The organism is Streptomyces adustus, assembly GCF_009377175.1.
GTDB lineage: Bacteria > Actinomycetota > Actinomycetes > Streptomycetales > Streptomycetaceae > Streptomyces > Streptomyces adustus.
Genome location: NZ_VJZD01000039.1, coordinates 22547 through 44711 on the forward strand (window position 1 = coordinate 22547; position 22165 = coordinate 44711).

Annotated in this window: 20 protein-coding genes and 2 tRNA genes; 16 read left to right on the forward strand and 6 right to left on the reverse strand. The window is 70.8% G+C overall.

Annotated features, from left to right (window positions below):
* Window positions 1-168: 168 nt before the first annotated feature.
* On the forward strand, window positions 169-1389 hold the full coding sequence (locus tag FNH09_RS12570) for a glycosyltransferase (protein ID WP_162468486.1): 1221 nt from the start codon (window positions 169-171) through the stop codon (window positions 1387-1389).
* A 55-nt stretch (window positions 1390-1444) separates the two neighbouring features.
* Here the strand turns inward: FNH09_RS12570 and FNH09_RS12575 are convergent, their stop codons facing one another.
* Window positions 1445-2836: a polysaccharide pyruvyl transferase family protein gene (locus FNH09_RS12575; protein ID WP_162468487.1), complete on the reverse strand. Its 1392-nt coding sequence runs from the start codon at window positions 2834-2836 to the stop codon at window positions 1445-1447.
* A 234-nt stretch (window positions 2837-3070) separates the two neighbouring features.
* Between FNH09_RS12575 and proB the strand changes: the two genes are divergently transcribed.
* The 5 genes from proB (at window position 3071) to FNH09_RS12600 (ending at window position 8377) form a co-directional block, all read left to right on the forward strand.
* Window positions 3071-4177, forward strand: coding sequence for a glutamate 5-kinase (proB, locus tag FNH09_RS12580; protein WP_162468494.1), 1107 nt, complete (start codon window positions 3071-3073; stop codon window positions 4175-4177).
* A gap of 137 nt (window positions 4178-4314) precedes the next feature.
* On the forward strand, window positions 4315-4800 hold the full coding sequence (locus FNH09_RS12585; RefSeq protein ID WP_162468495.1) for a hypothetical protein: 486 nt from the start codon (window positions 4315-4317) through the stop codon (window positions 4798-4800).
* Window positions 4801-5163: 363 nt separating this feature from the next.
* Window positions 5164-6450: a glutamate-5-semialdehyde dehydrogenase gene (locus FNH09_RS12590; RefSeq protein ID WP_152887192.1), complete on the forward strand. Its 1287-nt coding sequence runs from the start codon at window positions 5164-5166 to the stop codon at window positions 6448-6450.
* A 183-nt stretch (window positions 6451-6633) separates the two neighbouring features.
* Window positions 6634-7218 (forward strand): SCO2584 family spore wall biosynthesis protein, encoded by a 585-nt coding sequence (locus FNH09_RS12595; protein WP_446447304.1) that lies wholly within the window; start codon window positions 6634-6636, stop codon window positions 7216-7218.
* 88 nt (window positions 7219-7306) lie between these two features.
* Entirely contained in the window at window positions 7307-8377 is a 1071-nt protein-coding gene (locus FNH09_RS12600; RefSeq protein ID WP_152887196.1) for an SCO2583 family membrane protein, read from the forward strand.
* Between the two features lie 93 nt (window positions 8378-8470).
* Here FNH09_RS12600 and FNH09_RS12605 read toward each other — a convergent pair whose 3' ends face one another.
* Window positions 8471-9598 carry a M48 family metallopeptidase gene (locus tag FNH09_RS12605; protein ID WP_152887198.1) on the reverse strand — a complete coding sequence of 376 codons (1128 nt, stop codon included), beginning with the start codon at window positions 9596-9598 and terminating at the stop codon, window positions 8471-8473.
* 150 nt (window positions 9599-9748) lie between these two features.
* Here FNH09_RS12605 and FNH09_RS47630 point away from each other — a divergent pair, with 150 nt between their 5' ends.
* The 7 genes from FNH09_RS47630 (at window position 9749) to FNH09_RS12635 (ending at window position 14208) form a co-directional block, all read left to right on the forward strand.
* The gene (locus tag FNH09_RS47630; RefSeq protein WP_152887199.1) at window positions 9749-9910 is read left to right on the forward strand and encodes a hypothetical protein; all 162 of its coding nucleotides are present in this window, start codon (window positions 9749-9751) and stop codon (window positions 9908-9910) included.
* A gap of 145 nt (window positions 9911-10055) precedes the next feature.
* Window positions 10056-10220, forward strand: coding sequence for a hypothetical protein (locus FNH09_RS47635; RefSeq protein ID WP_202919654.1), 165 nt, complete (start codon window positions 10056-10058; stop codon window positions 10218-10220).
* An 80-nt stretch (window positions 10221-10300) separates the two neighbouring features.
* Window positions 10301-11041 carry a nicotinate-nucleotide adenylyltransferase gene (gene nadD, locus FNH09_RS12615; RefSeq protein WP_152887201.1) on the forward strand — a complete coding sequence of 247 codons (741 nt, stop codon included), beginning with the start codon at window positions 10301-10303 and terminating at the stop codon, window positions 11039-11041.
* A gap of 16 nt (window positions 11042-11057) precedes the next feature.
* The gene (locus FNH09_RS12620) at window positions 11058-12806 is read left to right on the forward strand and encodes a LytR C-terminal domain-containing protein (RefSeq protein WP_162468488.1); all 1749 of its coding nucleotides are present in this window, start codon (window positions 11058-11060) and stop codon (window positions 12804-12806) included.
* Window positions 12807-12908: 102 nt separating this feature from the next.
* The gene (gene rsfS / locus FNH09_RS12625; RefSeq protein ID WP_162468489.1) at window positions 12909-13355 is read left to right on the forward strand and encodes a ribosome silencing factor; all 447 of its coding nucleotides are present in this window, start codon (window positions 12909-12911) and stop codon (window positions 13353-13355) included.
* Complete coding sequence (locus FNH09_RS12630; protein ID WP_152887203.1) at window positions 13352-14029, forward strand: histidine phosphatase family protein; 678 nt, start codon at window positions 13352-13354, stop codon at window positions 14027-14029. The genes rsfS and FNH09_RS12630 overlap by 4 nt, the downstream gene beginning before the upstream one ends.
* Before the next feature lie 106 nt (window positions 14030-14135).
* Window positions 14136-14208 (forward strand) — tRNA-Ala (locus FNH09_RS12635).
* A gap of 55 nt (window positions 14209-14263) precedes the next feature.
* Here FNH09_RS12635 and FNH09_RS12640 read toward each other — a convergent pair.
* Entirely contained in the window at window positions 14264-15172 is a 909-nt protein-coding gene (locus FNH09_RS12640; RefSeq protein ID WP_152887205.1) for a helix-turn-helix transcriptional regulator, read from the reverse strand.
* 288 nt (window positions 15173-15460) lie between these two features.
* On the opposite strand from FNH09_RS12640, the gene FNH09_RS12645 reads away from it, so the two are divergent.
* On the forward strand, window positions 15461-16819 hold the full coding sequence (locus FNH09_RS12645) for an MFS transporter (protein WP_338017550.1): 1359 nt from the start codon (window positions 15461-15463) through the stop codon (window positions 16817-16819).
* A gap of 247 nt (window positions 16820-17066) precedes the next feature.
* Window positions 17067-17300, forward strand: coding sequence for a hypothetical protein (locus FNH09_RS12650; RefSeq protein ID WP_019523121.1), 234 nt, complete (start codon window positions 17067-17069; stop codon window positions 17298-17300).
* On the opposite strand, the gene FNH09_RS12655 is transcribed toward FNH09_RS12650, so the two are convergent.
* Window positions 17279-18481 (reverse strand): glycosyltransferase 87 family protein, encoded by a 1203-nt coding sequence (locus FNH09_RS12655; RefSeq protein WP_338017549.1) that lies wholly within the window; start codon window positions 18479-18481, stop codon window positions 17279-17281. The two genes, FNH09_RS12650 and FNH09_RS12655, sit on opposite strands and share 22 nt — an antisense overlap.
* Before the next feature lie 140 nt (window positions 18482-18621).
* On the opposite strand from FNH09_RS12655, the gene FNH09_RS12660 reads away from it, so the two are divergent.
* Window positions 18622-18694: transfer RNA gene (locus FNH09_RS12660), tRNA-Ala, on the forward strand.
* 154 nt (window positions 18695-18848) lie between these two features.
* Here the strand turns inward: FNH09_RS12660 and FNH09_RS12665 are convergent.
* Complete coding sequence (locus tag FNH09_RS12665) at window positions 18849-20459, reverse strand: NADH-ubiquinone oxidoreductase-F iron-sulfur binding region domain-containing protein (protein WP_162468490.1); 1611 nt, start codon at window positions 20457-20459, stop codon at window positions 18849-18851.
* Window positions 20456-21769, reverse strand: a complete 1314-nt coding sequence (locus FNH09_RS12670; protein ID WP_152887207.1) for a ferric reductase-like transmembrane domain-containing protein — start codon at window positions 21767-21769, stop codon at window positions 20456-20458. Before FNH09_RS12670 ends, FNH09_RS12665 begins: the two co-directional genes overlap by 4 nt.
* Between the last annotated feature and the right edge of the window lie 396 nt (window positions 21770-22165).

Consider the following 22165-nt stretch of genomic DNA (forward strand, 5'->3'; position numbering starts at 1 on the left):
GTTTTTACCTGTGCTCTTACCGTCCCGGTATAACCTGATTTCTCGACGGCAGTTCTGTGATGTGGATCACGGATGCGACGGGGCGAGACAACCGCTTGCCGAGACCGCCCGTCTACCAGGTAGCCGGTCGGCTGATTCGAGGGGAAGTTCTCGTGATGAGGGGGAAACGTGTCCGTGGCGCAGCCTGATGTGAGCGTGATCATCGGGGCGTACGAAGCCATGCCGTACCTGGTCGAGTGCCTGGCGTCGGTCGAGGCGCAGACCCTCGACCCGGCACGCGTCGAGGTCATCGCGGTCGACGACGGTTCCACCGACGGCACCGGCGAGTACCTGGAGGAGTTCGCCGCCCGCGCTCCCATGACGGTCACGGTCATCCGGCAGGAGAACTCCGGCGGCCCCAGCGGCCCGCGCAACGTCGGCCTCGACAAGGCCACCGGGCGCTACGTCTTCTTCCTCGACGCCGACGACCGGCTCGGCCCCGAGGCCCTGGAGCGCATGGTCGCCATGGCCGACGAGAACGGCACGGACGTCGTCCTCGGCAGGATCGAGGGCGTCAACCGCAACGCGCCCAAGTCGATGTTCGGCAAGACGCTGAAGCGGACCGACGTCTACTCCTCCAACATCAAGTTCACCCTCAGCGCGCAGAAGCTGTTCCGCCGCGCCCTGCTGGAACGCCACGGCATGCGCTTCGACGAGTCGCTGTGGACCGGCGAGGACGCGCTGTTCACGATGGAGGCGTATCTGCGCGCCGACGGTGTCTCCGTGGTCGCCGACCACACCTGCTACTACCTGGTGGGCCGTGACGACGGCAAGCATGTGACCAAGAGCGGCAGTTACAAGCTGCGCTTCGACTCGGCGCGGGCGCTGATGGAGCTGCTCGCCCGGATGCTGCCGCCCGGCGCGGAGCGGGACGTGCTGATGGTCCGCCCGTTCCTGGTCACCCTGCTGCCGCAGTTCGGGCCGGTCTTCCTCAGGAACGACGAGGAGACCCGGCGCACCAAGATGGAACTGGCCCGGCCCCTGATGGACGCCCACTGGAACGAGGGCGTCGCCCAGCGGCTGCGGGTCCACGAGCGGCTGCGGCTGTACCTGGTGGCCCGGCAGCGCCCGGACCTCCTCATGGACGTGATCCAGTTCATCAAGGACAAGCGGGAGCCCGCCCCCGTCCTGAAGAAGGGCAACACCCGGCTCTACCTGGCCTACCCGCACTTCCGCTCCAAGGCGGCCGGTGTGCCCGACCGTGTCTACCTCGCCGAACCGCGCGAGGCCAAGGAGTACCCCGGCTGGCGGAAGAGTCCGGCGGAGTCGTTCCTGCGGAAGGCGGTACGCAAGGTACGGCGCCGGCTCTCCCGGCTGCGGACGGCTCCGCGCAGCGCCGCGGTCGGGTGAACGGCCGGCCGGGAGGGTGCGGCGATGCGCCGCCGCACCTCTCGGCTCCGCGGGGTTACTTCGACTTCAGCGCCTGCCGCAGCGGACGTCCGACCGCCCGCCGCGCCCGCCGGTAGATCGAGGGCGCGGGAAGCGCCGCCTTGGCGGCGGCCTTCGCGCCGGACCGCGCCTTGACCAGGTCCCGCTTCAACTGCGTGTTGTGGGTGTCCAGTTCGGTGATCCGCTGCTGAAGCCACCCGAACCGGCTGGTCAGGGAGGCCAGGTCGGCGTCGATCCACGGGCGCACGCCCGCCGGGAACGACAGCGACCGCAGCTTCTTCTCGAAGGCCGCGCCGCCGTCGCCGTGCGTGAAGGTGTTCTCCAGGCCGTTCTTGTCCAGGAACGAGGTGAAGCGGTCGAAGCGCTGCTTGTGATTGCCGGTCAGCGGGCCGAAGTCCGACTGCTCGTACAGCTCGGCCGGGTCGAGGTCCGCGGGCACCTCGCTCAGCAGCCGGTGCGGGATCTCGAAGTAGCGGCACAGCTCCAGCGTGCGCGAGTCGAAGGCCAGCACGGTCGCGGGCGTTCCCGCCAGCAGCGCCGCGATGTTGCCGTGGATTCGCGATCCGAACGAGTAGTCGAAGCCCTTCAGGTCGTCGATCCAGGTGACCGGGTCGACGTAGACCCGGGCCTTGCCCTCCCGGTACATCGGGTGGTCGGGGTGGGTCGGCATCTCGGTCATCCGGCCGGCCGGGGAGTTCACGTCCCGCCAGTGCAGCTGCTTGGCGTCCGTGAGGTTCTGGCCGATGTACATCAGGTTCGGGTACCGCTCGTGGGCCCGATCGATGATCTTCTTCAGGCCGCCGCCGCGCACCGCGGCGTGCGAGCCGTTCACCGCCACCCGGGAGTCCGCGGTCAGCGCAGCCGCCCGCTTCTCGACCGGGAGCCGGTCGCCGTGCATGAACATCGACGGGCAGCCGATCACCTCGACGTCCCGGAAGCCCATGTCGTTGAGGTACTTCTCGGTGAACTCGCCGCGCACGCCGATGGACGCGCTGCGGTCCAGGACCGCAGCGCAGAAGGCGCGGACGCTGGGCTCCATGGCCTTCAGCCTCGCCTGGTCGTACGTCAGGCCGGACTGCGCGCCGACCCCGACGACCACGACCGGGATCTTCAGCTTGTTGATCAGCCGGGTCAGCCGTTGCAGCCCGGGCTCGAACGACGGCCGGAAGGCGTTCGCGAGCGGCACGACGAAGGCGTCGTACTCCTCGTTGATCCGCCCCGCCGCGGCCACCTCGGTCCGCATGCCGTTGGAGACCACCTCGGTGCCGGGGGTCTCGAGGATCTTGTGCGTGGCGTCGCTGAAGATCAGGTTGCCGGAGTTGGTGGCGATCACGTCGCGGTGGAGGGCTTCCTCGACGCCGAGGACGTCGAAGGGGCTCTTCCCTGATCTCAGGAGTATGCGCTTCACGGGGTGAACTGTAGGTGGCACGACGATCACATTAAATTTAAATAGGCTTTGATTTCCAGTCGTAACCTGTACAACTTCTTTGCCATGTGCAATGCGTAAGCGGAAGGTCACCGCACGTCCTGTCCGCGAGGTGGACCGATGCGCGCCACCCGGCCCGCTTCGCGTAGATTGCCGGGCGGGACGCCAGACCTACGCGAGGGGACGTCGAGCAAGGTGGCAGGGGCAAGGCAGGCCGTGGGCGAGGCCCGCAGGATCGTCGTCAAAGTGGGTTCCTCGTCACTGACCACCGCCGCCGGCGGACTGGACGCCGACCGCGTCGACGCGCTCGTGGACGTCCTCGCCAAGAGCCGCAGCGGGGGAGAGCGCGAGATCGTCCTCGTCTCCTCCGGCGCCATCGCCGCCGGCCTCGCCCCGCTGGGCCTGCGCCGCCGCCCCAGGGACCTGGCCCGCCAGCAGGCCGCCGCGAGCGTCGGCCAGGGCCTGCTCATGGCCCGCTACACCGCCTCCCTCGCCCGCCACGGCGTCCGCGTCGGCCAAGTCCTGCTGACCGCCGACGACATGAGCCGCCGCGCCCACCACCGCAACGCCTCCCGCACCCTCGACAAGCTCCTCGCCATGGGCGCACTCCCCGTCGTCAACGAGAACGACACCGTCGCCACCGACGAGATCCGCTTCGGCGACAACGACCGCCTCGCCGCCCTCGTCGCCCACCTCGTCCACGCCGACCTGCTCGTGCTGCTGTCCGACATCGACGGCGTGTACGACGGCGATCCCGGCAGGCCCGGCACCTCGCGGATAGCGGAGGTGCACGGCCCCGCCGACCTGGCGGGCGTCGAGATCGGCAGCGCGGGCAAGGCAGGCGTCGGCACCGGCGGCATGGTCACCAAGGTCGAGGCGGCCCGGATCGCCGCCGCCGCCGGCATCCCCGTCGTCCTCACCAGCACCGTCCACGCCGCCGAGGCCCTCGCCGGCGGAGACACCGGCACCTACTTCCACCCGGCAGGCAAGCGCTCCGCCGACCGGCTGCTCTGGCTCCAGCACGCTTCCACCCCGCAGGGCTCCCTGACCCTGGACGACGGAGCCGTGCGCGCCGTCGTCGAACGCCGCAAGTCGCTGCTCCCGGCCGGAATCGCCGCCGTCGAGGGCGAGTTCAGCGCCGGAGACCCCGTCGAACTGCGTGACGGCACCGGGCGCGCGGTGGCCCGCGGACTGGTCAACTTCGACGCCAAGGAGATCCCCCGGCTGATCGGCCGCTCCACCCACGAGCTGGCGCGCGAACTGGGCCCCGCGTACGAACGCGAGATCGTACACAGGGACGACCTGGTGATCCTGCACCCGTAAACCGGGTCGAACGGGCGCTCCCGGTGGGGGACGTTCCGTGAAACCGCCACGCGAAGCCTCCCGGCCTGCTGAACTTTGACCCAGGGAACAATCCGCAGGAGCACTGCGCTGGCGCGAAGGAGGCCGTAGTGAGACGAGTGCGCCCTGGGACGGGAGCGTCCCGCGGCGGCGCCGAAGGCGCTCGTGCCACCCGCGGTGCCTCCACTCGTGCCCCCGGTGAGGAGCGCGCCCTGACCAGCGTCGCGGCCGGCGACCGGTACGAGGGCGAGCAGCCCGCCGACCTGCCCCGGCTGTGGCACATCACCCTCAGCCTCTCCGGCGCCGCGTCCCCGATCGCGGAGGTCCGGCGCGCCCTGGAACAGCTGGCGCACGACCATCCGTTCCTGCTGACCAGCCGGTACGCGCAGGACCACGCGGAGATCCGCTACTGGGAAGAGGCCCGCGACCTGCACGACGCCGCCGCGGTCGCCCTGCGGCTGTGGGGCGAGCACCGCCAGACCGCGGGCCTGCCGCCCTGGGAGATCGTCGGCCTGGAGGTCATCGACCGGGAGACCTACCACCAGCGCGTCGCCGAGGGCTACGGACCCCCACCGGCGACCCCGGTCGGCGTGCATCCCTACTAGAACCTGCCGGTCCTGCCGGTCCTTCCGGTCCTGCGGCTTTGCCGGGTCCTGCCTGGCCGTCGGGTCTTGGCGGTCCGTCGGGCCTTGCCGGTCGGCCGGGTCCTGCCGGGCCCCTTGCCCGGCCTGTCGGGGCAACAGATCCGGCGGGCCCCTTGCCCGGGCTGTCGGGGCAACGGATCCGGCGGGCCCCTTGCCCGGGCTGTCGGGGCAACGGATCCGGCGTGACCCTGGCCCTTTCGGTGCATGTCCGCCCGCGTGACCTTCCCCGTTCAGGGGTCTTTCGGGCTTTTCGGACCCTTCGGGTGTTGTCTCGGGGTTTGGGATGAGCCCTGGACGGCCCCGCCCGCGCACTACGCTTCCCTCATGACCACGCTTTCTCCGTACGACTCCATGTCACCGGTCACCCAGGCCGCCTACCGGGCCAAGGCCGCCGCCGCCGACCTCGCGCCGTTGCCGCGGTCCGTGAAGGACGACGCGCTGCTCGCCGTGGCGGACGCGCTGGAGGTCCGTACGAGTGAAATCGTCGAGGCCAACGCCAAGGACATCGCCAAGGCCCGCGAGGCCGGCACCAGCGAGGCGATCGTCGACCGGCTCACGCTCACCCCGGAACGGGTGCGGGCCATCGCCTCCGACGTGCGCGACGTCGTCGCCCTGCCCGACCCGGTCGGTGAGGTCGTCCGCGGCTCCACCCTCCCCAACGGCATCGACCTGCGCCAGGTCCGCGTACCGCTCGGCGTCGTCGGGATCATCTACGAGGCCCGCCCGAACGTCACCGTCGACGCCGCCGCCCTCTGCCTGAAGTCCGGCAACGCCGTGCTGCTGCGCGGCTCGGCCTCCGCCTACGAGTCGAACACCGCCCTCGTGCGCGTCCTGCGGGACGCCGTCGGCGGCGCCGGACTGCCCGCCGACGCGGTGCAGCTCGTCCCCGGCGAGAGCCGCGAGAGCGTCCGCGAGCTGATGCGCGCCCGCGGCCTGGTCGACGTCCTCATCCCGCGCGGCGGCGCCTCCCTGATCCGCACCGTCGTCGCCGAGTCCACCGTCCCGGTCATCGAGACCGGCACCGGCAACTGCCACGTCTACGTCGACGCCCACGCCGACCTGGACATGGCGATCGACATCCTGATCAACTCCAAGGCCCAGCGCGTCAGCGTCTGCAACGCCGCCGAGACGCTCCTGGTCCACCAGGACATCGCCGCCGAGTTCCTGCCGCGCGCCCTGGACGCCCTCGCCGAGGCCGGCGTCACCGTCCACGCCGACGAACGGGTCCTGGCGTACGCCGCGGACTCCAAGGCGACCGTCGTGGAGGCCACGCCGGAGGACTGGGAGACCGAGTACCTCTCGTACGACATCGCCGCCGCCGTCGTCGACTCCCTCGACCGCGCCGTCGAGCACATCCGGCTGTGGACCTCCGGGCACACCGAGGCCATCGTCACCACCTCGCAGCAGGCCGCCCGCCGTTTCACCCAGTTGGTCGACTCCACCACGGTCGCCGTGAACGCCTCGACGCGCTTCACGGACGGCGGCCAGTTCGGCTTCGGCGCGGAGATCGGCATCTCCACGCAGAAGCTGCACGCCCGCGGCCCGATGGGCCTGCCGGAGCTCACCAGCACCAAGTACATCGTCACCGGGGACGGCCACATCCGGCGCTGAGACGAGCCGCCGTGCGGGCACGGCGGGCCGGGTGGTTTCCGATGAGGCGGGAGCCACCGGTGGGGCGCCTGTGACGGGTGTGCCCTCCAGGCCGGTCTCGCCGCCACGACGGAACCGTCTCGGCAGGCGGATGAATTTCCATACCGTCTGCCCAAAATGACCCCCCAGGTCTACTCTGGATCCGTGCCGGAGGACGTGGGGGGCACGCCGTTCCCTGACGGCTGGGAGCCCGACGACGACCACGACCGCGGGGTGTCGGACGAAGAGTTCGCCTCCGTGGTCTTCGACGAGGCCTTCGTGCGGGCGGCCGAGGTGCACGAGCCGTCCGCCGTGGAACGCCTCCTGGCCGCCGCCCAGGCGAGAGCGGAGGCCTCCGAAGCCGAGGCCCGCCGCGCACACGCCAGGGGCGAGCGGTACGACGACGGGTACGGCCCCGACGGGCCCGGCGATTTCGGCCATGATCCGGACCTCGACGATCTGGCCGACCCCGACGACCCCGATGCCTCCGAACGCCGCTACGGCCCGCTGTGGGGGTACGGCAGGCAGGTCCGCTGGCATCGCCCCGTCGCCTGGATGCTCGCCCTCGTGATGGGCATCGGCATGGTCGCGCTGGCCTTCAGCGCGGTCTACCGCGGTGCCTCGTCCGGCGACCACGACCAGGTCCCGCCGCCCGCTTCGACCGGACTCGAACAGGGCAGCGCGGCCGCCCCCTCCGCTTCCGCCGACCAGCCCCGGCCGGCGGTCCCGGTGCTCCCGAGCACTCCTTGAACCCGCTCGGCGATTCTGGTGAGAACCTGTCAGAACTTGTCGTGTAGCAGGGCGTTTACCGGGGCTCCGCGCGACCTACCCTGAATGTATGGGCGGACCTGGAGACCCACCTGAGGGGACACCCGAGGGCGCTCCCGGAAGTGGCGAGGAAGAATACCGATCCGTCGTCTTCGACGAGTCGTTCGTCCGCGCTGCTCGCATCCAGGAGTACTCCGCGCAGGAGCGCATGACCGACCACACGCCCGCCGTGCGCCGCCGTCCGCCCCTGCACAGGGGCCTGTCCCGGCAGGCTCTGATCCTGGTCCTGCTGATCGCCGTCGCCTTTGGTACCGCGATCTACATGGGTGTACGCAGTCCCTACCAGACCCCCGGGGCGCTCCAGCCGGCCGAGCCGCTGCGGATGACCGTGATCCCGCTCTCCCCGTCGGGCAAGGTGCCCGGCACGGCCGACCCCGAGTACCTGTACGCACACAGCCCCGCGGCGCAGTTCCGCCTGGGCGCCGAGGGCGTACCGCTGCCCGCCACCCGGGCCACCGCGCACTTCTCCGAGAGCCAGGTCGTGACCGCCCTGACCACGGCCAAGGACTACATCGTCCGCTCCGCCCTCTACCCCGAGGTGCTCACCGGACAGCAGGTCCGTCCCGTGCGCGTCCTGCTCGACCCGGACCAACTCGACCAGTTCGACCAGAGCTTCGACCACCCGAGCGCCGACGGCCGGCACGCGCCCACCGGCTGGCTGATCCGCTTCGACCCCGCCCAGGTGGAGCTGGCCGACCCCAGGATCCGGGTGCAGGGCACGCTGGCGTTCACCGAGAGCGACGCCTCGACCCTGGAGGTCACCGCCGACCACACCTTCGTGTACGCGCTGCGGCCGACCGGCTCCGGGGCGAAGGCCGAGGTCTCCTTGTTCACCGTCCGGCGCGAGCTGCGCTTCCGGTTCGACCACGACGACCTGCGCCTGCGCCAGGCCCAGCTGGTCGTCTCCGCCGCCCAGGCCGGCCCGCTGTCCTGCTCCGACGACTCCGCGAACCGACTGCACCCCCTGCTCGCCGGCCAGACCGCCAAGAGCGGCGGCCCGGCAGGCACCGACCCGTACGCCACGGGCGACGCGGTCGCACTGTGCGGAGCACTGGCCCCGAGCGCTCAGCCGAAGGTGTGAGCCGACGGGCCCGGGCCGGTCCGCCCAGTCCTATCGGCCCTCGTCGGGCCAGTCCCCTGCGCGTCAGTCCTCGTCGCGTCAGTCCTCGTCGCGTCAGTCCTTGTCGTGCGGCGGGGTGTCCGCCGGGCCCTCCTGCGGGTCCGGCCCGTCCGACGACGGGCGGTCCTTCGGCGGCGGCGGGCCGGCGAACCCGCCGAAGCCGCGCCGTACCCGGCCGCCCAGGTCCCCCGCTCCGCCGGCGATGTCCGTGACCAGCTTCATCAGCGGGTCCTTGGAGCTTTTGACATGACCGGCGTAGCTGGCGGCGGACTCCCGGAACGAGTCCGTGACCGAGGTGTCCTTGTCGTCGCCGCGCCGCGGGTAATGACCGTCCATGATCCGCTGGTAGTCGCGGGACGCCGCCCACTTCTTCAGCTCGCCCGCGCGCACCGCGGCGAAGGGGTGGGTGCGGGGCAGCACATTGAGGATCTTCAGCACGGAGTCGCGCAGGTCGCCGGCCGCGTCGTACTCCTCGGCCTGCTGAAGGAACGCGTCCACGTTCATCTCGTGCAGGTGGTTGCCGCCCGCGATCTTCATCAGACCGCGCATCGAGGCCTGGAGGTCCTGGCCCACCAGCAGACCCGCCCGGTCGGCGGACAGCTCCGACTTGCGGAACCACTCCCGCAGCGCGGTCACTATCCCCATGATCGCGAGGTTGCCCAGCGGTATCCAGGCGACCTTCAGCGCCAGGCTGGTCAGGAACAGCAGGATCGTGCGGTACACCGAGTGGCCGGACAGCGCGTGGCCCACCTCGTGACCGACGACCGCCCGCATCTCCTCCTCGTCGAGCAGCTCGACCAGGCCCGTGGTGACGACGATGATCGGCTCGTCCAGGCCGATGCACATCGCGTTCGGCTGCGGATCCTGGGTGACGTACATCGGCGGGACCTTCTCCAGGTCCAGGATGTAACAGGCGTCCCGCAGCATGTCGTTGAGGTGGATGAACTGCTGGTCCGACACCCGCACCGAGTCGGACAGGAACAGCAGTCTCAGGCTGCGCTCGGGCAGCAGCCCGCTGAGCGCCTTGAAGACCGTGTCGAAACCGCTGAGCTTGCGCAGCGCCACCAGCGCGGAACGGTCGGCCGGGTGCTCGTACGCCCGGGAGGAGATCCCCTGGAAGCGCCTGCGCTGCCGGCTCGGCGCGTGCTCGTGCCCGTTGTGCGGGCGGCCGTCGTCGGACATGTCTTCCCCCATGTACGTCTGAGTGCCGTGCGGGCGGCGCGCGCCGTGCGGTGCCGCCGTGTGCCGGTCGGTTTCTGCCTGCCCCCGAGGCTGAGCCCAGCCTAGGCGGAGTTACCGTGTACGGGCAGTACAGCGAAGGAGTCCAACGCCATGGAGCACACCCCCGCAGCCGCCTGGCTCACCGAGGCCGCGAGCGCGGCCGCCCAGCAAGGGACGGGCAATCTGCTCCGGATCGTCCTGATCGTGATGGTCCTGGGCTGTGCACTGACCGGGTGGTTCCTGTTGCGGGGCTACAAGCGGAAAGACGACTGAGGGTCTTCGAAGGTTCCCCAACGGCGGAGTCGGCGTGATCGCCGCCGAGGCGCCCGCATACGATGGGCCGACGTCTTTATCCCGCCCTCCCCCATTCTCGGCCCCGCCGAGCGGGGGGACACCCATCGGATAGGTTCTGCTGAAGATGAGCTTCCACAGCGCCGCAGCCCAGCTGGTCACTCTCGCCGCCGAGGGCGAGGAGCACGGCGGCAACCACGACAGCCTCAACCCCCTGGTCACGGGCGGTGGAGCGTTCATCATCCTGCTGCTCCTGCTGTGGATCACCACCCGCTTCAACCGCGACCGCTGAACCCGGCGAAGGCCCTCCCGGGTCCGTCCCGGGGAACTCGTGGCCAAGGCTCTCGGACCGGGCCGGTAGGGTCTGCACGCATGGGAGAGCAGGACATGCCTACCGGTCCGGTGAACGACCCGGCCGACCCGGCCGACATGACCGACACGGCGCGCGGCACCTTCGGCGGGCCCCGGCACCACGGCTCGGCGCAGCCAGGGCCCGGCGGGCCGGGCAACGGGCCGTCGACGCCGGGCAAGCGCCGCTTGGGCGTCATGGGCGGCACCTTCGACCCGATCCACCACGGGCACCTCGTGGCGGCCAGCGAGGTCGCCGCACAGTTCCACCTCGACGAGGTGGTGTTCGTGCCGACCGGTCAGCCGTGGCAGAAGACCCACCGCAGCGTCTCGCCGGCCGAGGACCGCTATCTGATGACGGTCATCGCGACCGCCGAGAACCCGCAGTTCTCGGTCAGCCGCATCGACATCGACCGCGGCGGCCCGACCTACACGGTCGACACCCTGCGCGACCTGCGCGCGCTCAACCCCGACGCCGACCTGTTCTTCATCACCGGCGCCGACGCCCTCGCCCAGCTCCTGACGTGGCGGGACTCCGAGGAGCTGTTCTCCCTGGCGCACTTCATCGGCGTCACCCGACCGGGCCACCAACTCACCGACCCCGGCCTCCCCGAGGGCGGAGTCTCCCTGGTCGAAGTTCCCGCGCTCGCCATCTCCTCCACAGACTGCCGTGCGAGAGTCGCCAAGGGCGACCCCGTCTGGTATCTGGTGCCGGACGGAGTCGTGCGCTACATCGACAAGCGTGAGCTGTACCGCGGCGAGTGAGCCGAGAGGGGCACCGGTGAACGACCGATACGACGCGGAATACGGTGAAGACCAGTACGAACTCGTCGGTTACGACGAGTACGGCCGGCCGATGTACCAGCAGGTCCGGACGCAGCAGGCGCCCCGGCCCCCGCAGCAGGCGTACGACCCGTACACACAGCAGCAGGGCTACGGGTACGACCCGTACGCCACGGGCAGCCAGCAGCCCGTCTCCCCGTACGACCCCTACGACACCGGGCAGCAGCCGCAGGTGCCCGCCTACGACGACTACGCCCCCGGGGCGCACCCCGGCTTGGGCACGCAGGGCACGCGCTCGAACGGCGCTGCCGCCGCCCCGTACGACCCCTACGGGCGGGCCGCCGCCGGCGGCGGACAGCAGCCCCGCGTCGCCGAGCAGACCGCCTACATACCGCAGCAGGCCGGCCCCGCACCGGACCCGGAGCCGTCCGAGGAGGAGGCGCCCGACGCCTCCGTCCGGTCGCAACCCGATTACAGCACCGGGCAGTTCGCCTTCGTGGAGGAGCCCGACGGCGACTCCGAGGACGTCATCGACTGGATGGCGTTCACCGAGAACCGCACCGAGCGCCGCGAAGAAGCCCGCCGCCGCGCCCGCAGCCGTGTCGTCGCCCTGGTGGTGGTCATGGCCCTGTTCGCGGTCGGCGGCGTCGGCTACCTCTGGTACGCGGGCAAGATCCCCGGCCTCGGGAAGTCGGGGGGCAAGGCCGGCACCACGACCGCCGCGGGCGCCCAGAACCGCGACGTCATCGTCGTCCACCTGCACAACACCAAGAAGGGCGGCACCTCCACGGCGCTGCTCGTCGACAACACCACCACCAAGCAGGGCACCACCGTCCTGCTGCCCAACTCCCTCGCGGTGACCGGCGACGACGGCGCCTCCACGACGCTCGCCAAGTCGGTCGACGACGACGGCTCCTCCGGCACCCGCGACGCGCTGAACACGGTCCTCGGCACCGACATCGAGGGCACCTGGCGCCTGGACACCCCCTACCTCCAGAACCTGGTCGACCTGGTCGGCAACATCGAGGTCGACACCGACACCGACGTCCCCGACCCCGAGGCCGAGAAGAAGAACGCCGCCCCCCTCGTCCACAAGGGCAAGGACCAGACCCTCAGCGGCAAGATGGCCGTCGCCTACGCCACCTACAGCGCCTCCGGCGAGGCCCAGAACGCCCAGCTGGAACGGTTCGGGCAGGTCATGCAGGGCGTACTGCGCAAGGTGTCCTCCGACGCCCAGGGGGCGACGGTCACCGTGCAGACGCTGGCGCAGATCCTCGACCCGTCGCTGACCGACAAGGACCTCGGCGCCTTCCTCGCCAAGCTCGCCGACCTCGCCAAGGGCGGCGACTACAAGACGGCGCTCCTGCCCGTCCAGGACGACGGCACACTGAGCGCGCAGACCAGCAGCAGCGTGGTCAAGGACGTGCTCGGCGGTACCGCGAAGAGCCCCGACCAGGGATCCGCGGTCCGTGTCTCGGTCCAGAACGCCACCGGCACCAAGGGCAACACCGAGAAGGCCCGCGTCGCGCTCCTCAACGGCGGCTTCACCTTCCTGGACGGCGGCACCGCGGACGGCTCCGAGGCCACCTCCGAGGTCACCTACGCCGACGCCGCCGACAAGGACAACGCCACCGAGGTCGCCAAGACGCTGGGGCTGCCCACCAGCGCCGTGACCAAGGGCAAGGTCTCCGCGAACGCGGCCGTCGTGGTCGTCCTGGGCCAGGACTACAAGCCCCCGGCGCTCTAGAGCGGGCAACCCGCGCCCCACGTGATCCGGTCGTCACGTGGGGCGCCGTCGGCTGTCCGTGAGACCCTTGGTGACACATGACCGCCGACGGAAAGCCTTGTAGTGACCGCCACTGACCGTTCCATCGAGCTCATCAACACCGCCGCCCAGGCGGCTGCCGACAAGCTCGCGCACGACATCATCGCCTACGACGTCAGCGATGTGCTGTCGATCACCGACGCCTTCCTGCTCGCCTCCGCACCCAACGACCGCCAGGTCAAGTCCATCGTCGACGAGATCGAGGAACGGCTCAGCAAGGAGCTCGGCGCCAAGCCGGTGCGCCGCGAGGGCGACCGCGAGGCCCGTTGGGTGCTGCTCGACTACGTCGACATCGTCGTCCACGTCCAGCACAGCGAGGAGCGCGTCTTCTACGCCCTGGAGCGGCTGTGGAAGGACTGCCCCGAGCTGACGCTGCCCGCGGACGCCCAGGCGACCCGAGGCAAGGCCGAGGAGCACGCCAAGCTGCGCGCCGCCGAGGAGGAGGCCGACGGGGACGGTGAGTGGCGATGACCACCCCGGGCGCCGGGCCCGCGGCCGACCGTGAGCCCGGCCGCGGGCGCCGGATCATCCTCTGGCGGCACGGCCAGACCTCGTGGAACGTGGAGCGCCGCTTCCAGGGCAGCACGGACGTGGAGCTCACCGAGACCGGCGTGGCCCAGGCCCGTCGCGCCGCCCGGCTGCTGGCGTCCCTGCAACCCGACGCGATCGTCGCCTCCGATCTTCGGCGGGCCGCCGACACGGCCGGCGAGCTCGCCGCGCTCACCGGCCTCTCGGTGGCCCACGACGAGGCCCTGCGTGAGACCTACGCGGGCGTCTGGCAGGGGCTGACGCACGAGGAGATCCTCGCCCGGCACGGCGAGGAGTACGCCGCGTGGAAGCGCGGCGAGCCGGTCCGCCGCGGCGGCGGCGAGCTGGAGACGGAGGTCGCCGACCGCGCCGCCCCGGTCGTCCTCGGCCACGCCGAGAAGCTCCCCGACGACGGCACCCTCGTCGTGGTCAGCCACGGCGGCACGATCCGCACCACGATCGGACGCCTCCTCGGCCTGGAGCCGCAGCACTGGGAGAGCCTCGGTGGTCTCTCCAACTGCTGCTGGTCCGTCCTCGGCGAGGGCGCCCGCGGCTGGCGTCTGCTCGAGCACAACGCCGGCACCCTGCCGGAGCCCGTGCTCGGCGACGACGACTGACCGCCGTCCCGGGGCGCACAACGGGGCCCGGTACCCGGATTTCACTTTCCGGCAGGTCGCAGGCTAAAGTTCTTCTTGTTCGCACCGCAGAGCGGGAAGAACGCAAGGGGCTATAGCTCAGTTGGTAGAGCGCCTGCATGGCATGCAGGAGGTCAGGAGTTCAATTCTCCTTAGCTCCACAGAAAGACACTCTGTCGAGTTGTCAAAGATCGGTTGGACCAGGATCCCGTCCCCTCAGGGGGCGGGATTTTCTGTCTGCCACTGCCGGATGATCTCGGCGACCCCTTCGTCCGACGGCGGCCACAACCGCTGCCTGGTCTTCCGCAGCAGCTCGAGCCTGCTTCGTGCCTCCTCGCTCTCCGGTGTGTAGACGACGATCCGGCACTCCGGCATCCCATCGATCGACAGCGACTGCGAGGTCATCCGCAGCTCGCCGACCGCCGCATGCCGGAACGTCTTTATCCGTGGTCCCGGAGGTATGACCTCGCCGCTCGCCCACACCTCGGCGAAGTGCGGGCTGGCCGCCGACAGCCTTCGGATGAAGAGCTCCCAGGCCGGCTCACCGACGTGCCGGCCGTACGAGGAGCGCAGTGTCGCCACCATCACGGGCAGCTCACGCTCCCGGTGCACCACCGGGCAGGCCTCCTCGGAAACCGTGAACAGCGTCCACAGCACGTTCGGCACCCCGATCCGTACGGTCTCCGGGACCAGGAACAGGTCGCGGTAGGCCGGGTTGGTGGCGAGGACGTCGTAGCGCGAGTTGTAGACCACCGCCGGAAGCGGGTCGAGGGCGTCGATGACGTCCTGGATCTCCGGGGCGACGGTCTGCGTCAGGGACCCCGGATCGGGCTCGAAGGGGACCTCCGCCAGGCGGTACAGATGCTCCCGCTCCGGGGGATCCAGCCGCAGCGTGCGGGCCACGGCGTCCAGGACCTGAGCGGAGGCGTTGATCGGCCGCCCCTGCTCCAGCCAGGTGTACCAGGTGACCCCGACACCCGAGATCTGGGCCACCTCCTCGCGCCGCAGTCCCGGCGTACGGCGCCGCAGCCCCGGCGGCATGCCCACGTCGGCCGGTGTCACCCGGGCGCGCCTGCTGCGCAGGAAGGCCGCCAGCTCCGGCCGGCGCCGCTGTGTCGTCCTCATGGCCACGTCCCCCCGTCGTCCTGCCGTGCGTCGTCCTGCCGTGCGTTGCCCGTCGCCCGTCGTCCGGTCCCCGCCGTCGCGAACTCCATCGTCACCGCCCGGCACGGTCCCTGCCAGGTGCTGGCACTACCAGCATCAGCGGGCACTCCGCACCCGTACCGAAGCGTCGTCACGCTCGACCGCATGACGACAACACCTCGCACGAAGCCGGATCCCGCGCCGGTACCGCGACCTGAATCCAGTAAAGCCCCCGGCACCGACAACAGGTCCCGACGGCTGCTCGCGGTCGTGCTCGCGGCCCAGTTCATGGCACTGCTCGACGTCTTCATCGTGAACGTGGCGGCCCCCACCATCGGTTCCGACCTGCACGCCTCCGGCGCCGACCTGCAACTGGTGATCGCCGGATACGCCATCACGTACTCCGTGCTGCTGATCACCGGAGCCCGCCTCGGCGACCGGCTCGGCCACGGCCGGGTCCACCTGGCCGGGCTCGCGCTCTTCACCGCCGCCTCGCTCGCCTGCGGACTGGCCCAGGGCGCGACCGAGCTGATCGCCTTCCGGCTGGTGCAGGGCGCCGGTTCGGCGGTGATGATCCCGCAGGTGCTCAGCCTGATCCAGCGCTCCTTCACCGGGGAGGCCCGGATGCGGGCCCTCGGCGTGTACGCGGCGGTCATCGCCGTCGGCGCGGCGGCCGGGCAGGTGATCGGCGGTGTCCTGGTCAGCGCCGATCTGTTCGGCACCGGCTGGCGGCCCGTGTTCCTCGTCAACGTGCCGGTCGGCGCCGTACTCCTGGCCGTCGGCCGCCACGCACTGCCCCGGGGCGGCGCGGCGGACCGGACCCGCGCGTTCGACCTCACCGGGCTGGTGCTGCTGGGCGGGGCCGTCTCGCTCCTGACGGTGCCGCTGGTGCTCGGGCAGGAGGAGGGCTGGCCGCTGTGGTCCTGGCTGTCGCTGGCCGCCGCGGCCGGTCTCTTCGTGCTGTTCTGCCGCTTCGAGGCGCGGCTCGCCCGGCGCGGCGGCGCCCCGCTGATCGCCCCACGGGTACTGCGCCACCCCGGCATGGGCCTGGCCGTCTTCCGGATCGCGGCCGTCATGGCCGTCAACGGGGGCTTCCTGTTCGCGCTCACCCTGCACGTCCAGGGCGGCCTCGGCTACAGCGCGCTGCACGCCGGTCTCACCTTCGCGCCGACCGCGGTCGTCTTCGGACTGGTCGGCCTGACCTGGCGATCCTGGCCCGCCTCCTGGCAGCGCATACTGACCCCGGCCGGATTCGCGCTCACCGCGGTGTCCGTGGTGGCCGTCGGCCTGGTGCTCAGGGGTGGCGGCGAGGGCGGCGCCTGGCTGTACGCGGCCTACGCGGGGACCGGGACCGGTATCGCGCTGGGCTTCAGCCCGACGCTCACCCGGGCGCTGGCCACCGTGCGACCCGAGGACGCGGCGGACGCCAGCGGCCTCCTCGCCACGGTCACCCAGCTCGGTCAGCTGATCGGCGTCGCGGTCTTCGGCACACTGTTCCTCGACCGTCTTGAGTCACTTGGGGTCCCGGGGGCGTATACCTCTGCGGAAGCGCTTGTGGCTTGCATGTTCGCGCTTGCCGCGGTGGCCGCGACGGGCGCCGTGTCCGGACTGGTACTAAGGCGTCGCTGACCGTATCGGCCCGGCCGTGGCAGAATCAAACGGCCGGAAGGGGGCGCGGCCCGACTGGGAGGGAGTGGTGATGCCTGCGAGCATCCTCGAAGAGGTTCGTGACCTCTTCGACGCAGTACTGACACGGGATACGATCATCCGGCTCAGCTGCCCTTCCTGCGGTTCCGCGGACGTCGCGCAGGTACTGGGCGACAACGGCGGAATTTCCTATGTGTGCACGGCCTGCGGCCACAGCTGGAGCTGATCGATGGGTGCACACAGGCGAAAGTGCGACTGGTGCGGCAGCGGGACGCCGATCGTGCGCGACATGGAGCCGCTCAATCCCGACTACCAGTACTGGTGCGAGGAATGCGCGCGGGCGCTGATCATAAAAGGCGACCCCATCGAGACGTACCGCGAACTCGAGGGCGAACCGATCTACGGCCGGCTCCTCGAGGAGCACTGCACACTCAAACGGTTCTATTCGTTCGTCACGGCTTGAGCACGGCCGGGGTCCCGTAGCGAGATCCCGGCGAGGACGAGGAAGAGCAGACCCGCCCCCGCGTAGAGGGCCGACAGCGCCAACTCGGCACCCTGCTGATGCAGTTCGGGCCGCCCGTGGCCGTGCGGCACCCACCACAGCGCGTACGAGCCGAAGACGAGCAGCGCCCCCAGGGCCGCCGCCCGGTGTCCGCGTGTCACCAGGAGCAGGATCAGTGGCACACACCACACCCAGTGGTGCGACCAGGACACGGGGCTGACGAGCAGTGCCGTCACCGCGCAGACGGTCACCGCCCAGGCCCGCAGCCCGCGCAGCTCCGCCGCGACCGCCACCGCGAGCCCTCCCAGGGCCACCACGGCCGCTGTGGCGACCCAGGGGCTCCCCGGCTCCGGCGTGTGCAGGAAACGGGCCAGGAGGCCCCGCAGAGCCTGATTGGCGGTCTCCTCCGCGTGACCGACCCGTCCGGCGCGGAACATCATGTCCGTCCAGAACCGTCCGGAGTCCCGCGGCAGGACCGCCGCCGCGAGCAGGGTGGCGCAGGCGAACGTGGCCGCCGCCCCGCGCGCGTGCCGCAGCCGGTGGCCCGCGCAGCCGTGTCCGACCCGGGCCGTGACACCCGCGGCGAGCAGGAACACCACGAACAGCGCGGGCGTCAGCTTCACCGCCGTCGCGAGCCCGATGCCCAGGCCGGCCCAACGGTGCCCGGGGCGCCGGGTCAGGTCCCACAGCACCAGGACGGCGATCAGCAGATTCACCTGCCCGTAGCGCAGCGTCGTCCACACCGGCTCGCACCACACGGCCACCGCGGCGGCCCACCAGACGCTCTCCACGCGCGTGTGGCCCACGAGCCGCAGCGACAGTCTGACGAACACCACCAGGAGGACGAGGTTCCCGGCCGTCGCCAGGGCGCGCAGGCTCGCGGTGCCCGGCAGGGTCAGCGCGGTGAACAGCAGGGCCGCGAACGGCGGGTACGTGGTCGGCAGGTGCTCCGCCGTCGCGCGCAGTGCGTACAGGTCGCCTCCGGCGCGCACGGTCGCGCCCTCGGCCCGGTAGACCATCAGGTCGATCATCGAGACGTGGGCGGCCCGCTGGGCGATCCAGAAGGCGATGAAGGAGAACATGCAGGCCCCCAGGGCCAGCGGTGTGCGGCGGTGGCCTGCGGAGAGCGTGAGCGCGGTCACAACGAACGACACTATCCCGAGCGAATCCGTACAGAACGGAATCGATTTGGTGGTGCACCCCGGTGACCGTGTAATGTTGGCGTCGCCGCCGGGGAAACCGGGCGACACGGTCAAGGTGCGGGTCAACCGCATGACCGCGAGGGGCTATAGCTCAGTTGGTAGAGCGCCTGCATGGCATGCAGGAGGTCAGGAGTTCAATTCTCCTTAGCTCCACAGAAGTAGAAGGCGGATCACTCGTTCGGGTGATCCGCCTTCTTCGTGTTCCAGGGCTGATTCCAGGACTGAGGGTCGGCGTCCGTGCGACCGCCGCCGAACGGCGGCGCGCCGGTGGCCGACCCCGGGCGGGGCCGTACACCGGCGCGTCGGGTCAGCGGCCGAGGGCGCGACGGCCGCGCCCCTGGGACACGACCGGCAGGTTGCGGGCGGGCGCCTGCGAGCGGGTGTCCTCCTCGATGCGCAGGGCGAGGGCCGGGCAGCGGCGCACCGCACGCAGCGCCTTGGCCTCCGCGAAACGCGGGACCTTCGCCTGTGCGACGGTCGGGAAGCCGTCGGCGCCGAGCTCGAACACCTCCGGGAGGAGGTCCGCGCACAGACCGTGGCCCCGGCACAGGGTCCAGTCGACGAAGATCTTCTGGCGGCTCTCGCTGTCGTCTGCGGGCTTTTCGGCGCCCATGATGGCCGCCGGCGCCATGCCCGGCTCGAAGAGCGGCAGAACGCCCTCCACGGGCCGCCCGCAGCCGTTGCCGAGGACGTGCGCGGCCAGGTCGTCGGTGAACGCCTTGATGGTCGACTCCAGGAACATCGCGGAGCCGTCCGGGTGCGAGCACGCGCCGCGCCGCTTGACGTTCTTGGCGACCTGCTTGAGGGCCTCCAGCGCGGCGGGTCCGCCGCCGTTGAGGATGTCTTCCATGCCGCGCGCCGCGGCCGGCAGACCGAGGTAGCAGGGACCGCACTGTCCCGCGCTCTCCTCGGCCAGCCACTGGGCCACGCGCAGCGACTCGCCCAGGGGGCAGGTTTCCTGAGTGATCGGCAGGATCGCGCCCGCGCCGAGCGCGCCGCCCACCGCGTCCAGGGAGTCGCGGGAGACGATCGCCTCGTTGACCGTGGCCGCGTCGATCCACTTGCCGTGGTAACCGCCGGTCAGCACACCCTGGGGGACGGGCGGGGCGCCGGCCAGCTGGAGCACGTAGCGCAGCGGTACGCCCGTGGGCACCTCCAGGACCATCGGGCGGGCCACGGCGCCGGACACCGTCAGCATGACGGTGCCGGGTTCGTCGTACAGGCCGGTGTTGCCGTAGCGCTCGGGGCCGATGCGGGCGGCGATCGCCAGCTGGGCGAAGGTCTCGGCGTTGGACAGCAGGGTCGGGGCGCCGCCCACGCCGTTCTGCGAGGCGCTGACCTTGCGGCCGGGCGGGATCGCCGGGCCGCCGTCGATGGAGCGGATCACGGACGCGGCCGCGCCGGTGACCATGCGGATCGGGTTGCGCTGGACGAAGGCCTTCAGCGCCGAGCGCCGGCCGTTGCTCAGGCCGCGCTCGGCGAGCGCGGCCTCCATGGAGCGTTGGGTGGACTCACGGGTGACCGCCACCACGAGCGTGCGGGCACCCAGCGCCTCCGCGACCAGCAGCGCGCCGTCCAGGATGAGGTGCGGGGCACGGTTGATGAGCACCGTGTCCTTGCGGCAGGCCGGTTCGTCCTCGCTTCCGTTGACGACGACGACCGGCCGGACGCCGCGCTTGATCGCCGCGTCGGCGACCGAGCGCAGCTTCTTGTGGAAGGGGAAGCCCGCGCCGCCGCGGCCCTTGAGGTTGATGCGTTCGGAGAGCTGCGCGAGCTTCTCTCCGCCCAGGGGTTCGAGCGGCCCGTGCACCTTCAGGTGCATGGGCAGATCAAGTCTCTCGACAAGGTCGAAGCCCGACGTGAGTTGCGGAAGGCCGACCACGCGGACTTCTGGAACGTCGGGCAGGGCCTCGTTCACCTATAGCCTCCGGAAGGCATGTTCCAAGGTTCGCCCGAACCCGGTGTGTCGTACGACGCACCGGGGTTTGGTTCATTGGCGGGACCGCTGTTGTACGTGTCGTTCTGGTTGTACGTGTTGTACCGGGCGTTCGTCTCACCGGTGTCGTACACATCACTTCCGCGGTACCCGGCGGCACCCTGACTGCCGTAGGCCGGGATGCTGAATCCCGTGTCCTGGAGCGGGTCGTAGGCGGACGGGGGCGCCTCGCCGACCGGCGGCGGGGACGGGACCGGCCAGCTGCCCGCGGTGTTGCCGCCGGCGTCCATGCGCGGCATGGCCGCCGTGGCCTGCGCCTCGAACGGCATGTTCGCGCGCCCGGTCTGGCCGCCCGCGTAGGGCTGCTGCCCGCCGCCGGCAGGCGCGTTGGCGGTGCGGTAGGCGGCCGCGAAGCCGTTCCCGGACTCCGGGGCGGCGGGCGTGCCGTACGACGGTGACGCGGCCGACGGCGCCGTCCGGGGCGAGGCCATCGTCTCGGCGGTCGGCGACGGACGGCCGCCACGGCCCTCGTAGCCCGGCAGCGACGATCCGGCCTCCGCCACCCGGGCCCGGCTCGCCTCCAGGCCGTCCATGGCGGACATGTCGCTGTTGCCCATGAACCTCATGAGCTGGTCGGCGACCTTGCGCTTGACCGAACGGGGGGAGCTGCGCAGCGCCAGGGCGGCCAGCACTCCGGCCAGGCACAGCTCGTACGAGATCATGAAGAAGGGCTTCGCCGCACGGCCCGCGAACAAGCCGTGCGTCAGGGCCGCGCACAGCGCGGGGTAGGCCAGCATGTGCATCGCGCGCCAGCGGGCGGCGACCACGGCCGGTGCGGCGAACTGGTTGCGCAGCGCGCCCGTGATGCCCACGAAGATCATGAGCAGGCCGGCCAGCGAGCCGAGACCGATGAGTCCGGCGCTGCCCTTGACGCCCAGGCTGAAGGGGAGCAGCGCGGCGATCAGGACGGTGTGTCCCAGGAGCAGCTTGACGCTGATGTGGACGATGAGGAAGGCGATCGAGCCGACGGCGGTCACGCGGTGGACGCCCTGCGCGACGATCCGCTGACGTGTGTTGAGGATGAGCCGGTCCTGGGCTATGAGGCCCCAGATCACCGAGCAGGTCAGGCAGACCAGGGACAGCACGCCGGCGCCGAAGTTGAGGAACTGCTGGAACTGATCACCTCCGGCCAGCACCACCACGGGGATGAGGATCAGAACGACAGCCGACGCCACCCCATAGGCCGACCGGCCGGGCTTGGGGAGCGAGCTGTTACTACGACGAGGGTTCATGGGGGCAACTCCGAGCAGTTTCGGGAAAGCGGTCCCGCTGCCGAACTCTAAGTGGCTCCATACCGATGGGTACGAGGTTTGAGTTATTGCGTCGTTATCAAAGGACAGCGCGTCCGTTGCGATGTCCCTGTTGCTGCTGTTACGCGAAGTAATCGTTGAACTTGATTCAGCTTTCGTGTGGTGTGCATGATCTCCAACAGAGACATACGCAAGTACGACGCAACGTGCTCAGAGCCTGCGGTACCCTAGCGCCATGCGTGCTGTACGCCTTCTGCTTAGCGAGCCGCGCTGATCAGTCCCGACCACCGGTGAGACCCGTGGTCGGCATCGGCGCGGCGTCCCCTCCTGTGCGAGGGGCTTTTTCATTTCCGCAGGCAGAGACGATCGATGGAGCTT